This window comes from Sulfurimonas sp. (assembly GCF_029027585.1).
In the GTDB taxonomy this organism is placed as follows: domain Bacteria; phylum Campylobacterota; class Campylobacteria; order Campylobacterales; family Sulfurimonadaceae; genus Sulfurimonas.
Genome location: NZ_CP093397.1, coordinates 118514 through 133037, shown reverse-complemented (window position 1 = coordinate 133037; position 14524 = coordinate 118514). Strand labels below are relative to the sequence as shown.

At 30.5% G+C, this 14524-nt stretch carries 16 protein-coding genes; 9 read left to right on the top strand and 7 right to left on the bottom strand.

What is annotated here, in order from left to right; genetic code table 11:
* Positions 1-237: 237 nt before the first annotated feature.
* The 7 genes from MOV50_RS00650 to MOV50_RS00620 form a co-directional block, all read right to left on the bottom strand.
* A complete protein-coding gene (locus MOV50_RS00650) occupies positions 238-822 on the bottom strand; it encodes a Gfo/Idh/MocA family oxidoreductase (RefSeq protein ID WP_321778522.1) in 585 nt (194 codons plus the stop codon).
* Positions 823-825: 3 nt separating this feature from the next.
* Entirely contained in the window at positions 826-1917 is a 1092-nt protein-coding gene (locus MOV50_RS00645) for a DegT/DnrJ/EryC1/StrS family aminotransferase (RefSeq protein ID WP_321778521.1), read from the bottom strand.
* 11 nt (positions 1918-1928) lie between these two features.
* On the bottom strand, positions 1929-2975 hold the full coding sequence (gene lpxB, locus MOV50_RS00640) for a lipid-A-disaccharide synthase (RefSeq protein ID WP_321778520.1): 1047 nt from the start codon (positions 2973-2975) through the stop codon (positions 1929-1931).
* Positions 2972-3334 (bottom strand): c-type cytochrome, encoded by a 363-nt coding sequence (locus MOV50_RS00635; protein ID WP_321778519.1) that lies wholly within the window; start codon positions 3332-3334, stop codon positions 2972-2974. Before MOV50_RS00635 ends, lpxB begins: the two co-directional genes overlap by 4 nt.
* 25 nt (positions 3335-3359) lie before the next feature.
* Positions 3360-3875, bottom strand: coding sequence for a methylated-DNA--[protein]-cysteine S-methyltransferase (locus tag MOV50_RS00630; protein ID WP_415846374.1), 516 nt, complete (start codon positions 3873-3875; stop codon positions 3360-3362).
* Positions 3872-4432 carry a methyltransferase gene (locus MOV50_RS00625; protein ID WP_321778517.1) on the bottom strand — a complete coding sequence of 187 codons (561 nt, stop codon included), beginning with the start codon at positions 4430-4432 and terminating at the stop codon, positions 3872-3874. Before MOV50_RS00625 ends, MOV50_RS00630 begins: the two co-directional genes overlap by 4 nt.
* A gap of 145 nt (positions 4433-4577) precedes the next feature.
* Positions 4578-5159, bottom strand: a complete 582-nt coding sequence (locus MOV50_RS00620) for an NAD(P)H-dependent oxidoreductase (protein WP_321778516.1) — start codon at positions 5157-5159, stop codon at positions 4578-4580.
* Positions 5160-5303: 144 nt separating this feature from the next.
* Here MOV50_RS00620 and MOV50_RS00615 point away from each other — a divergent pair, with 144 nt between their 5' ends.
* The 9 genes from MOV50_RS00615 (at position 5304) to MOV50_RS00575 (ending at position 14522) form a co-directional block, all read left to right on the top strand.
* Positions 5304-6521 carry a M48 family metallopeptidase gene (locus MOV50_RS00615; RefSeq protein ID WP_321778515.1) on the top strand — a complete coding sequence of 406 codons (1218 nt, stop codon included), beginning with the start codon at positions 5304-5306 and terminating at the stop codon, positions 6519-6521.
* Positions 6518-7348 (top strand): peptide chain release factor N(5)-glutamine methyltransferase, encoded by an 831-nt coding sequence (prmC, locus tag MOV50_RS00610; RefSeq protein WP_321778514.1) that lies wholly within the window; start codon positions 6518-6520, stop codon positions 7346-7348. The genes MOV50_RS00615 and prmC overlap by 4 nt, the downstream gene beginning before the upstream one ends.
* Positions 7349-7357: 9 nt before the next feature.
* Positions 7358-7837: a DUF4149 domain-containing protein gene (locus MOV50_RS00605; protein WP_321779686.1), complete on the top strand. Its 480-nt coding sequence runs from the start codon at positions 7358-7360 to the stop codon at positions 7835-7837.
* A 35-nt stretch (positions 7838-7872) separates the two neighbouring features.
* The gene (locus MOV50_RS00600) at positions 7873-8550 is read left to right on the top strand and encodes a nitrous oxide reductase accessory protein NosL (RefSeq protein WP_321778513.1); all 678 of its coding nucleotides are present in this window, start codon (positions 7873-7875) and stop codon (positions 8548-8550) included.
* On the top strand, positions 8543-8863 hold the full coding sequence (locus MOV50_RS00595) for a hypothetical protein (RefSeq protein ID WP_321778512.1): 321 nt from the start codon (positions 8543-8545) through the stop codon (positions 8861-8863). Before MOV50_RS00600 ends, MOV50_RS00595 begins: the two co-directional genes overlap by 8 nt.
* Positions 8856-10037, top strand: a complete 1182-nt coding sequence (locus tag MOV50_RS00590; RefSeq protein WP_321778511.1) for an ABC transporter permease — start codon at positions 8856-8858, stop codon at positions 10035-10037. The genes MOV50_RS00595 and MOV50_RS00590 overlap by 8 nt, the downstream gene beginning before the upstream one ends.
* Before the next feature lie 46 nt (positions 10038-10083).
* The gene (locus tag MOV50_RS00585; protein WP_321778510.1) at positions 10084-11358 is read left to right on the top strand and encodes an ATP-binding protein; all 1275 of its coding nucleotides are present in this window, start codon (positions 10084-10086) and stop codon (positions 11356-11358) included.
* Positions 11351-12556 carry a WD40 repeat domain-containing protein gene (locus MOV50_RS00580; protein WP_321778509.1) on the top strand — a complete coding sequence of 402 codons (1206 nt, stop codon included), beginning with the start codon at positions 11351-11353 and terminating at the stop codon, positions 12554-12556. The genes MOV50_RS00585 and MOV50_RS00580 overlap by 8 nt, the downstream gene beginning before the upstream one ends.
* Positions 12557-12722: 166 nt before the next feature.
* On the top strand, positions 12723-14522 hold the full coding sequence (locus MOV50_RS00575) for a caspase family protein (protein WP_321778508.1): 1800 nt from the start codon (positions 12723-12725) through the stop codon (positions 14520-14522).
* The last annotated feature ends 2 nt before the right edge of the window (positions 14523-14524 follow it).

Genomic DNA, 14524 nt, shown 5'->3' with positions numbered 1-14524 from the left:
AAGCTATAAGTTCATCAGCAAGTGCATTACTTCTACCAACAAAACAGTTTCTTGTAATGTGTGAAGATGGATTTATATTTACTCTTTCTTTTAAAGTTTGAGATAGTAAATCAGCTTCAAAATATTTTATTTTTGACTCAGCATCTACTCTACAAGCAACGGCTATACTTCTTTTTCTATATGGAGTTAGCCAGTTTGTAGTTATATCTCCAACAACTTCACCTTCTAGCTCAAAAGCTAAGATAGCATTGTCTTCATGTGTTTTATGAATCTTTGAGATTTAAAAACAGCGCTTTTAACTATGTTTTTCTTAGTGATAAATCTTATTAAATCACTATCATGAACTGATAAATCAGTTAAAATCCCAACATCTGCGATGCGTTCAGGAAAAGCACCACTACGAGTTATGGAGATAGATAATATTTCATGATCTTCAATCTCACTTATAAGTGCTTTAACAACAGGGTTATATCTTTCTATGTGACCTATGCAACTTTTAAGATTTTTAGCTTTTATAGCTTCTGCCATCTCTTTTGCATCTGCTACACTCGAAGCAGCAGGTTTTTCTATAAAAACATTTACACCATGTTTGGCACATAAAAGTGTTGCTTCTTTATGAAGAGATGTTGGAGTAACGATTATAAGTGCATCTGGTTTTACTTCCAGAAGCATCTGTTCCAAGTCCGTAAAAAAAGGCTCTTCATAATCGTCTTTTTTATTTACATCACAAAGACCAACAATATTGGCTTCTTTGATGTTTTTAAGAGTATTGTAGTGGTTTTTACCCATGCTACCTAAACCAGTAATTGCTATGTTTTTCATTAGTTACCCTTTAATCGCTTCGACTATATAATCTTGTTCTTCTTGTGTTAAATATGAACTCATTGGAAGTGACATGATTTGAGTAGATATTTTTTCACTTATAGGAAAATCTCCCTCTTTATAGCCAAGGTTTGAAAAACATTCTTGAAGATGAAGCGGCACTGGGTAGTGAACAGCAGTAGGAATCTCTTTAGCACTAAGTTTTGCAACCATCGCTTCTCTATCTTCTACTCTTATTGAGTACTGTGCAAATACACTTGTATTTCCTTGGGATATTTTTGGAGTTATAACATTTGCATCTTCAAGAAGGTCATTATATCTTGTACCTATTTCATCACGAGTTTTTACTTCTTTTTCAAAGTGTTTTAGTTTAACACCAAGTATAGCGGCTTGAACAGCATCTAAACGACCATTTATACCAATAAACTTATGTTTATATCTTTCATTTTGACCATGATTTAAAAGCATTCTTATTTTTTCTTCTAGCTCTTTGTCATTAGTAAAAACTGCTCCTCCATCTCCATACGCTCCAAGAGGTTTAGATGGAAAAAAACTTGTGCAACCAATAGTTGAAAGGTTACACGATTTTTTACCATTATAAGTAGCACCAAAACTCTGACAAGCATCTTCGATTACAGGAAGGTCATGTTTTTTAGCGATTTCATTTATAGCATCCATGTTTGCACATTGTCCATATAGAGAAACAGGCATGATAGCTTTAGTTTTTTCAGTAATAACAGCTTCTATTTTAGTTGGGTCTATGTTGTAGCTATTTTCTTCGATGTCAACAAAAACAGACTTAGCACCTAAAAAAGCAATAACTTCAGCAGTTGCAATAAATGTAAAAGGAGTTGTAATAACTTCATCACCACGACCAATATCCAAAGCCATAAGAGAAAGTAAAAGAGCATCTGTCCCACTACTACATCCAATAACATGATCAACACCTGTGTAGTCTGCTAAATTTTTCTCCAAAGAGTTTAACTTTTCTCCACCAATAAACTGAGCCGTACTAAATACTTGGGCTACTTCGCTATCTATCTCTGCTTTGTAATCTGCATACTGCGCTTTTAAGTCTATAAAATTGATTTTCATGTTTTTCCTATTTAGATTTTTTGTATAATTTTTGCTACTGTTTTTGAACTACCGTGTTTTAAGTAAGCTCTTAGATGTTTTGAATCATCTAAAAATGTACTTCTATCATACTCTTTAAACGCTTTTAAAAGGTTTTTGACTGTTACATCTTCTTGAATAAACTCTGGATGTAAATCTCTTTTATTAAACTGAGTAAACATAATGTTACTAAGACCAATATGCCTTAACTTTACAAGCCTAGATGCTATGAAATAATCAAGCGGTTTAGCGATGTAGCTTAACACAAAAGGAGTTCCTATAAGTGCTGCTTCAAGTGTTGCCGTTCCACTACATATAAAAGCAAAATCTGCCTCATAAAGAGTCTTGTGCGCATCATGAGCTATTTTAAAACCCGATAGGTTACCATAAAGCTCTTTTATCTCTTCTTTAGTGAAGTGTTTTGGGATGATAATAGTTGCATTTAGTTTCAGTTTAACTATAAGTTCTTCAAATACAGGCATAAGTTTTTTAATCTCGCCTTTTCTACTTCCGGGCATAAAAGCAACTTCTTTCACCTCTGTGTTTAGCTCTTGCTTAAACTCTTTTATGATGTCAAGAAGTGGATGCCCAACATAAGTTATGGGAGCATTTTTTGAGTAGTAATCTTTTTCAAAAGGAAGTATAGATGCTAAGTGAGTTATGGTCTTTTCTAAGACAGGAATACGCTTTTTTTTCCATGCCCACGCTTGAGGTAAAATATAGTAAATTATCTCTTTTTGTGGGTATCGCTTTTTAATTTTTTTAGCTAGTGGAAGGTTGAAACCAGAAGAGTCTATGAGTAAAACTTTGTCTGCTTCTTCGGCTAAATCTACCATTTGAGCATTTAGTTTAAAAAAGTAACGAAGTTTTTTTAGAGCATCTACAAATCCCATGATTGCTAAACTTCTCAAATCAACTATGGAGTTACCTAAGTCAGAATCAAAAATACCAATAAACTCAACATCATCACTTAACTCTTTTTTTAAAGAGTGTAGATGCACATTTGCCGAATGCTCTAACGCGCTAACTAAAAGTTTCATGAACCACCATCTCCGTGTGTTTGATAACTATCATCATAACTCTCTCCACTCGCTTCATCTTTAAACTCACTCATAAAAGTTGTTAGATTTTCTATGTCTTCATCACTTAAACCAATAGCATAAGCTATCATCATCTCTTGTTGTTGGTTATCTGAGAGTTTATCACGGAATTTTTTAAGCTTATAAGTTAAAAAACCTTTTGCACGATTTGCAAGTCGAGGGTACAGATGCAAGCCCTCTGCCTTCATACCATGACAAGAAAAACAAGCCTTTTGCATATAAAGCTTCTTCCCCATTTCATAGGAAGTCGAGGATAAAAGAGATGAGAAAATCAAAAAGGTTAAAATTATTATTCGCATTGTGTGATTATATCGAAACTTTTTCTTAGCATAAAAACAAATTTTGTTCTAATTTTAATAATCTTTTTTTAAGAGGTAATCCACCACCATACCCTGTAAGTTCTCCGTTTGTTCCAATTATGCGATGGCAAGGTATTATTATCCCTAGTGAGTTTGCACCATTAGCATTAGCTACTGCTCTTACAGCTTTTTCATTATCAATATCTTTAGCTAGTTGTAGATATGTTGATGTAGTACCGTAAGGCACTTTAAGTAAAGCTTCCCAAACAGATTTTTGAAAGTCTGTACCAACTGTTATAGTAGGTATATCAAACTCTTTTCTTGTCATATTAAAATACTCATCAAGTTGTTTCCTTGTTTGTCTTAATATCTCATCATCTTGTTCTACAAATACAGCATCTAGACCTTTTTTCAATCTGTTATCAACACTTGTTCGCATTTTTCTATATCTAAAATCCAATAAGCAAAGTTTGTCCTCAAATGATCCTAAAATAAAATGAGCATATTTTGTTTTGTAGTATTGTATGTTTATTTGATTCATGATTGAAGTTTCCCATATATAGTTTCCATGTCTGGTTGTTCAGTAGTGTAGTAATGTACCCAAATATAAGCGTGATTAAAAAAAGCAACAAGTAATGCAGCTTCTGATAGTAATAATAACCCTGGTATATATAATACTGTTAGTCCAATAACATACATTCCGTTGTTGGTATATTTGAAGATGCCTTGTTTAACATAAGGCTCATTATAGTTTTTATCAAAATGATCAATGCCATAAGCTCTCTCAATAGTAAAATATTTTTTTACAGAATAAAAAAGATATATAATAAATGGGGCAATAAAACAAACTATTGCATATGTATAAAGTGGATCTATATCTATCGTATAACTATTACTAAAAGCTAAAAATATGATAGAAAGAAGTCTAAACATAAAAAGTATAGAAAAACCAGCAGAGTATGTTTTAAAAGCTTTTTCAAAGCCATACTTTGTAGTAAAAGTTTTTTCATATAGTTCGTATCTCCAAACAATAGCTACATATAACTGGTGGACAATAGGCGCTAAAATAGATATCCATAACCATATGGAAGTTTTCACACCAAATAATGAACCTTGTGTAAGATCCGAAATACTTGTAGCTAAGTAATTAAAAAAGAACAGGGACATAATAATGGCAAATATATGCCAAATTTGATATTCAAATATTTTTTGTTTCAAGTTTTTCCTTTAAAATCAAAGTTTATTAAAAAGTAATTTTAATTTTTTTAACAAAATTATTAACTTTTTCTTTGGTAAGACTTTCACTATTATAAAGTGAGAGCATTTGAAACTTACAATTTTTTGTACATGCACCAAGTAAAGCAAATTTTAAAACTTTATTAACAGGTTTTCTAAGTACAAAAAAATCAACCCACCAAGGTGCTCCAAGTGTTGTTACTACTTTTACTTCTTTTAGATTTAAAAGGCATGGCGTAATTGCACCTAAATCCGAAGCATGATTATATGCATATCCTGGTGCCCATACTCTATCAAACCAACCTTTCAATATTGCTGGAAAACTAAACCACCAAGTAGGAAATATCAATACTAATGATTGGGCTTCTTGTAATTGAATAATATCATCTTTTAATTTAGATAAATCAAATCGTTTTTCATAGTAACTATTTCTTTCCTCTTTTGTTAATACAGGATTAAAATTTTCTTTGTAAAGATCTTTAATGATTACTTGATAACCTTTATTTTCCATGTGCTTTATTGTTTCTTCTGCTAAATGGCAAGATAAACTATTATTAAGTGGGTGAGCTAATACTACTAAACATTTCAATGATATTTTCCTTTTTATTTCTTATTGTAAACTTCGTATCAGCAGTAAGCTTAATAGTACTGTTTTTTTCATATTTACTCCTGAAATTTATGTAAGTATAACAGATTATTTTGCTACAATTGCGAAAAAATTTAAGGTCTTTAAATGTTAATGACAGTTATCACTATTTATACACTATTTGTTCTAGTTTCAATCTATACAAGTGTAATGCAAATCGGCTTTGTAAATGATGCAAAAAGAAAAGAGGCTGTACTTCTTGGTGCAGCAGACTTTTTAAAAGCGGGAAATTATACAGTTGCTAAAGAAAAACTTTCTATTGTAAGTTCTTTTGTTGATTATTTTATGTTTATAGCTTGGATGGGATTTGGTATTTCTTATTTAGCAAATAATGTATTTTTTGAAAATGAAGCTTTTTTAAACATAGCAGTTGTTCTTAGTTTTGTAGTAATAAACTCTATTTTATCATTACCGTTTGGATACTATGAAAAGTTTGTATTGGATGAAAAATATGGCTTTAACAAATCAAGCATGGGTCAATGGATAAAAGATACTCTTATCTCTTTTGCGATGACTCTAGTTCTTGGCTCTTTAGTTATTTGGGGCATCTATCTAATCATCACTAACTTTTCTCTTTGGTGGTTATGGAGTTTTGTATTTATCTTCGCAGTAGTTATTCTTATTAACATGCTTTATCCAGCCTTTCGTGCGATGTTTTTTGACAAACTTACACCACTTAAAGATGAAGAGTTAGATGGTGAGATAAAAACTCTTATGGACAAAACAGGTTTTGTAAGTTCTGGTGTTTTCATAAGTGATGCAAGTAAAAGAGATGCAAGACTAAATGCTTACTTTGGTGGTTTTGGAAAAGCAAAAAGAGTTGTGCTTTTTGATACACTCATAGAAAAACTAACAACAAAAGAACTTCTAGCAGTTTTAGGACATGAACTAGGTCACTTTGCACATGGCGATATATATAAAAATATAGCTTTAGTTGGTGCTATGCTATTTGCAATGTTTGGTATCTTTGGAAATTTACCTGATTCACTTTACTTAGAGATGAGTATAAGTCAAGAGCCTTATTTACTGATGATACTTTTAATGTTATTTATGCCGATTTTAGGTTTTGTAATGATGCCAATCATGGGTATAGTAAGTCGTCATAATGAGTATGAAGCAGATAAGATGGGAAGTGAGTTAGGCGGAGCAGGTGGCGCGGTAGAACTTGCCAATGCACTTACTAAGTTAGTGACAGAGAACAAAAGTTTTCCACTCTCTCACCCTTTATATATTTTCTTTCATTACACGCATCCACCTGTATTAGAACGACTAAAAGAGTTAGGTGTTGATATAAAAACTACATGAAAGACACATATATAGTAAAAGATGTTTTAGTAGAAATAACAAAGACTCTTAAACCTTTCATAGAACGACCAGCAAAAGAGGCTCAACTTATGCTTATGGCATTTTTAAAGGTTGATGAGCTTTGGCTTCTTACAAATCAACGCAGTGAGATAACAGATATACAAAAGCTTTTTAAATGGGTAGATGCTAGAGTAAAAAATGTACCTTTAGAGTATATAACTAATAGTGTAAGTTTTTATAGCCAAGAATTTTATATAGCCGAGGGTGCTTTGATTCCTCGTCCTGAAACAGAACTTCTTATAGATGAAGTTTTAAAAAATGTAAAAAGTCTAGATGCTAAGATGACTTTTGTAGAAGTTGGTGTTGGTAGTGGGATAATCTCTATAGTTTTAGCACAGCATTTTAAAAATGCTAAATTTATAGCTGTTGATATATCTCAAGAAGCTCTCTGTATTGCAAAAGTGAATATACAAAAGTTTGGTATGGGAGATAGGATAGAATTACGACTAGGTTCACTTTTAGAGCCAATAGATGAAGATATAGATTATCTTGTATCAAATCCTCCATATATTGCAGATAAAACACCACTAGAGTCAAACCTTTCTTATGAACCTCAAAATGCACTTTTTGGAGGAGTTGTCGGAGATGAAATCATTAAAGAACTCCTTGTTGAAGTCTTAAAGCGAAAGATTAACTTTTTTACATGTGAGATGGGTTATGAGCAAAAAGGTAAGATACAAACATATTTATCAAATCAAGCATTTGAGCAGTTAGACTTCTACAAAGATTATAGTAATTTTGATAGAGGTTTTACGCTTAAGCTATAAGGCAAACCCATTAGTAAAAGAATTTATATAGACTTTAGTTATCTAATCATTTTAGCAGCTTCATTTGGAGCAGTAATAGTTCTAGGTGCAGTAGTTGCTCCTGTTATTTTTAACCCAAACAAACACTTAGTAGATATAACTCTAGATCACTATAATGCTGGTATTTTGATGGGTGAAATCTTTCATAGGTTTAGTTACTGGGTTTACTTTCTTGCTGGTGCTGTTATGCTGTATGAAACATATATGTATAAGACATCAAAACGAGACTCTATAGTTTTAGCTAGTAGCGTTACAGTTGTCTTTTCTTCTTTGATGTTTAGTAATGTTTATGCACCTAAGATTTTAGCGATGCAGGCTATGGGCGTAGAAGCAACCCAAAGCACAACCTTTGAAAATATTCACACAGCAAGTGAGTTAGACTTTAAAATTTTAGCTGTTGGATTAATTGTCTTATTTGTACGAAGATTGATGTTACTTAGAACAACTTAACGATTTTGTAATACTTCTTAAGGTATATTTTTATTATGAAAACTTACCTAAACCTTTTCTTTCTTATCTCACTGTTTTTTATAACAACATTATTTGCAGATGCATCTATCTCTTTAGCACAAAAAGAGAAGAAGATTTATCCTATGGGTAAAAAAATATTTTTAAAAAAGTGTGATTTAGAGATAGACTTAAGTCAGTACAAAAGTATAGATGCTTTGAGTAAAGATATAAAAGAAAACAAACTTTGTAAACCGCTAAATCCAAAATACTTCAATGCCCTTTGCCTATACCTTTTTGAAGTAAAACGACTTGAAGATAACAGCGAAGTAATTTTAGAGATAAAAGTAACCAAAGATGAAAAGTGCCCTATCTGTGGAATGTATGTGTATAAGTACCCAAAGTGGATTACACAAATTTTTTATGATGATAAACGGTTCTCTTTTGATGGAGTTAAAGATATGATGAAGTATTATTATAAACATCAAAAAGGTATATCTAAAATTTTAGTGAGAGATTATTACTCTCTAAAAGTATTAGATGCTAGAGATGCTTACTTCGTAATAGGCAGTGATGTATATGGACCTATGGGTGATGAACTTATCTCATTTGAGAAATACGATGAGGCTAAGACATTTAGTATGGATCATAAGGGTATAAAAGTTATGAAGTTTGAAGATATAAAAAAAGAAGAAGTTAATAAACTTGATGAATGAAAATAGATACACTCCAAAAACACCTAAACTGATTTTATTTGTAGGTATTATTATGCTTGTGTTTGTACTTGAAGCTTATTATCTAAGTATGTATAAATCTGACTCTAAAGAGATGCTAGTTAAGAAAAAAAATTTTGTAGCACTTGTTGGTCTTGGAGATTTAGCTATCTCAACAGAAGCAACTTATATTAGACATAGAAGTCTGAGTAATGTGTTTAGCATCTACAAAGATGATGGAAGTTTAAGAGAGTACTTCCCTTCAACTTTCACCTACTCTCACTCGCACATAATCAATAGGCTAGATAATGAATAAAATAAATTTTTACCTTATAGAGTACGCCATAAACTCCATACTAAGACAAAAGTATAAAAGCTTTTTTATTACAACAGTGTTGACTCTTTTGATTTTTCTTTTAACAAGCGTTTTTTTTATAACTAACTCCATCAAATCAGAGTTAAACTCAACCGTAGATGCTCTTCCTCAAATAATCGTTCAAAAGATAAAAGCAGGAAGACACTATGACATAGATGTGAGTAGTTCAGATGCTATCTTAGAAATCACAGGAGTTGTAGATGCCACTGCTCGTGTTTGGGGATACTACTATTTTGAGAATGCTGGAGTAAACTTTAGTGTTGTTGGAATTGATGAGTTTGAAGAGCAATATAAAAAGTCACTCTCTATTATAGTTGATAATGCAAAACTTGACTTTAACGATAATGCATCTATGTTGGTTGGAAGTGGAGTAAAAAAAACGATGTTAAAAAACTACTACAAAGAGTATTTTAACTTCATAAAACCAAATGGAGAACTAAAAAAAATATATTTAAAAGGTGTGTTTGATGGAGATACTCAACTAGAATCAAATGATATGATAGTTATGACAAAGGCAAGTGCGAGAGAGATTTTTGACATAGATGAGTCAAAGGCTACGGACATAGTTGTAAAGGTTTCAAATCTTGATGAGGTTGTAACTGTTGCATCTAAGATAAAGCTTCTTTTTCCAGATGCCAGAGTGATAACAAAAAATGATTTAAAGATTAGTTATCAGAATATATTTGATTACAAAAGTGGGATATTTTTAGCACTTTTCATCATCTCACTATTTACATTTTTTATAATCATCTATGACAAGGCAAGTGGACTTAGTAGTGAAGAAAAAAGAGAAATAGGAATACTTAAAGCCATAGGTTGGAGGGTGGATGATGTTCTTAAAGAGAAGTTTTATGAAGGTTTTATCATCTCTTTTATCGCTTATCTTTTTGGTGTTATTTTGGCATTTCTTTTTGTGTATATTTTACAAGCACCACTTTTGCAAAATATATTTACAGGTTACTCACAACTAAAAACATCTTTTGAACTTCCTTTTATATTTGATACTCAAACACTTTTTTTAGTCTTTTTTCTAAGTGTACCTATCTATATATCAGCGACTATCATCCCATCATGGAAGATAGCGACTTTAGATGCTGATGAGGTTGTTAGATAATTTTATGTTATAATCAGGAATACATTCCTTTAAAGGTATATAAAAAATGAAATCAATTCTTTTGGAAGATAATAATCATTGGATAAATAGTGAGGCTTATAATCATTTTATAAGTAGAGATGTTTTGGAAAAAGCTCTTGCATATATTGATACAAAAGAGGTCTTAGCCCTTATTGGAGCCAGAAGAGTTGGTAAGAGTACTATTGCCAAATTACTTATAAAAGAACTTTTGAAGAATGTTGAAGCAAAAAATATATTTTTTATAAATCTTGAAAAACCAGAATTTATACCTTATAAAAATGATGCTAGTTATTTAAATACTATTTTTGATGAATACATGAAAATTGCCAATCCTAATAAAGATGAAAAAATATACTTTTTTATAGATGAAGTTCAAATATTTGAAAACTGGGAAGTATTTGTAAAATCAAAGTATGAAAATAGTAATATAAAGTTTATTATTACAGGCTCAAATTCATCACTACTTACATCAAATTATGCAACTGTACTAACAGGTAGAGTTTTAAAACTTCAAATATATAGCTTTAGTTTCCAAGAGTTTTTGCAGTTTAAAAATATATCTTACACAAGTGTTCTACAAAGAACAGCAAATAAGATAGAAATAAGTAGAGCAAAAGATGAATATCTTAAATGGGGTGGATATTATTCTGTTATTTCAAACGAAAATGAAATGATAAAAAAAGAGCAGTTGAAAAATATTGCAGAAGATATAATACTTAAAGATATTGTTCCAAGATACAAGATAAAAAATAGCCAAGCTATAAAAGACCTTTTTTACTATGTGATTTCAAATGCCACAACAGAACTTAACTACTCAAGTTTGGCAAAAAAGATAAGTATAGATGCAAAGATGATAAAAGAATATATAACTTACTTTGAAGATAATTTTTTAGTAAATACCATACCTGCTTTTCATTCAAAATTTACACAGCAAATAAAGTCAGTAAAAAAACTTTACATCAGTGACAATGGTTTTTTAAATTTAGGAATAAACAGAACTAAAAATAAAGGCATAGCTTTGGAAAATCTAGTTTTTAATATTTTATATAAAAATGATGAAAAACTGACATACTTAAAAGATAAGTATGAGGTTGATTTTTACTCAAATAATATACTGTACCAAGTAGCTTTTGATATAGAAGAGGAAAGCACTAAAAAGAGAGAATTTAGAAGTTTTAAGCAGTTTAAAAAAGATGGTGATATTTGTAGATTGATAACATATAGTAAAAATGCTAGTGTTGATGATGTAGAGATAATTAGTTTGGATGAGTTTATTCTTAAGGGAGATAAAAATGTATAGACATTTAGTTTTAATTGTATTTTTGTTAGTTGGTTGTGGTTCATCAAGTAGTAAAATTAAAGTTGCAAAACCTGAAAATATTATATATACAGATAAAAACTTTAAGATGACTAAACCTTTTGTTGAGTACGGTCATGATCGAGGAGTGAGCAAACTTGTTTTTACAAAAGATGGTAAACATTTACTTTCAAGTTCAGGTGATAAAACTGTTAAACTATGGCAAATAAATAATGGAAAAGAGATTAGAACCTTTAGTGGTCATACAGGTGAAGTTCACTCAGTGGCACTAACAAATGACGGTAAATTTGTATTGTCGGCAAGCATGGATAAGACAATTATGTTATGGAATTTAGTAACAGGAGAGCATGTGAAAACTTTTAAAGGTCATACTCTGGGGGTGTCATCATTGGCAATAGATACCAATAGCAATAGATTTGTAACGGCAAGTTATGATGGAACGCTAAAGCTTTGGGATATAAATAAAGACAAGTCTATAAAAACTTTTAAAGGGCATGATGGAGGTTATGCTTACTCTGTCGCATTTAGTCCTGATAGTAAGTTGATTGTATCTGGTGGTAGAGATCAAATGGTTAGACTTTGGGATGCAAAGAGTGCTGAAGAGGTATATGTATTTAGCGGACATAAAGATGGGGTATATTCTGTTGCTTTTAGTCCAGATGGACAAAATATAGCTTCTTCTTCAGGTTCTTATGAAGACATCAAAGAACATGTAATAAAAATATGGAATATAGATGATAAAAAAGAGTTAAAAACTCTTCATGGACATAAAGATTGGGTTTATAGTGTTAGCTATAGTCCTGATGGTAAATATTTAGCTTCTAACAGTATTGATAAAACTGTTAAAATATGGAAGATGGACGATATGACTCTATATAAAACATTGCAAGGGCATAAATTTTGGACATTTTATTCAGCCTTTAGTCCTACTGGAAAATATTTAGCTTCAGCTGATAGACAAGGGATTAAACTTTGGGATATGAAATCTTGGAAAAATATCAAAGATTTTAGAAAGCATTTTATTTCTCCAAAAAAAATTATTGCTTGTCCAGATAAAAAAAACTTTGCAGTTTTGTATGAAAAAAATATAATAAGTACTTATGAAATTAATTCAGGAACAAGGAGGGATATTTTTACTGTAAATAGTAAAGAAAAAAATAATAGATTTTCGGATAACTAATAATAAAAAATATATAGTTTTAAAGACAAAAAAGAAATTACTATTTTTAGATTTTAAAAGTAAAAAAACATTATCAAGTTTTGATATAGATGACAAATCAATAGTTATTATGGATTTGTTTTTAGATGATAAAACATTTAGTCTTAAAACAGTGAAAAACAAAATAATGAAAATACCTGATAGTTTAAAACTTGAAGAATTTATTTATAGTTCAGATGGTAGATATATAGCGTATCATAAGAATGAAAATATAATATTGTTTGATTTAAAATCAAATAAGGAAGTTAAAAGTATAAAGTATAATAACTATATAGATTTTAATGTATTTACTTTTTCTAAAGATAATAAATCACTGCTTATTTCTATATCAGAATATCAAAATTATTTAAAAAAGGATTATTATAAATTAGATATAGAAACATCAACTAAATTTATAAAAATAACGCAAAATGAGAATAAGAAATTAATAAATAATGGCAAAGAATTATTATCAATAGATGGAGATTATAGTTATAAAGTTGGTAGATATAGTATTAACCTTTGGGACAATAAAAATAATAAAAATCTTTTAGATATTGTAGCTTTTGATGATAATGAATGGTTATCTATTACATCCGAGGGGTATTTTAATTCGTCAGCAAAAGCTCCAAAATATCTTAATGTTTTAACAACTCCAATGGATGTATCAAGTATAGATCAATACTTTGAAACCTTTTATCGTCCTGATATTATGAAATTATCTTTGTCTGATGTAAAACCGTCAAACTTTTTAGCAGGACAAGATAAAATTGTTAATACAGAACTAAAAATAGTTAAGAAGAAAGTCCATAAAATAAAAAAAGTTAAAAAAATAATAGTTATACCAACTCTAAAACTATCAGATGTAAAGCCAGCCCCACAAGTAGCTATAATAGATACTAAAACATCTATAAAAAAAGAAGAGTTAAAAGTAACTCTTCGCATTACTCCAAGTTCAGGTGGTATAGGACAAATAAGACTTTATCTTGATGGAGTTCTTATTAAGACAGATGGAGATAGAGGACTTAAAAAGAAACAGAATAAAAATATAGTTCTTAAAACATACACCATCAAACTTCCAAAAGGAAAACACACATTAAAAGCTATAGTTTACAATGAAGCTAACACTATGGCATCTAGAGAAGACACTTTAGCTGTAACATCAACTTATAACCCAATAGTTAAACCAAACATCTATGCAGTAATAGTTGGAATAAATGAATATAAGAATCCAACAATAGCTTTAAAATACGCAGTAGCAGATGCAAAGCTTTTCGCAAAAACTATAAAGAAAAGAACTAAAGGGTTATATGGTGATGTAAACATAAAATTACTAATATCAAAAGAGCAAACTTCAAAAGAACACATCACTAAAACTTTAAAAAATTTAGAAAATATATCTTCAAATGATTTGTTTATATTTTTTGTAGCAAGTCATGGGATGATAGAAGATGCTAAGTATCATATGATTACTTCAAATGTTGGAGCATTATCAAGTAGAGGAATAAAAAGAGAAGCTATAGGCCAAAATGCACTTAGAGATATGATAGCAAATATTCCAACAACTAAAAAATTTATCATACTAGATACTTGTAATTCAGGAGCATTAGGTCAAGCTATAGAAGTTGCATTACTTACAAGAGGACTAACTGAAACAACTGCTATGAAGGTTTTAAGTAGAGCAGTAGGTTCTACTATCATTTCTGCATCTTCATCAAGCCAAGAAGCACTAGAAGGTTATAAAGGTCATGGTCTTCTTACTTATGTATTAACAGATGGACTAAATGGTAAAGCAGATAGTGATAGAGATGGATATATAAAAACATTAGAGATCGCAAACTTCGTAGAAGACATGGTTCCAGAGATTGCAGAGCGTGAGTTTAAGCGTGCACAGTACCCGTTTATATCTCCGTTGGGACAAGGATTTCCTTTGGTAAAGGTAAAGTAAAT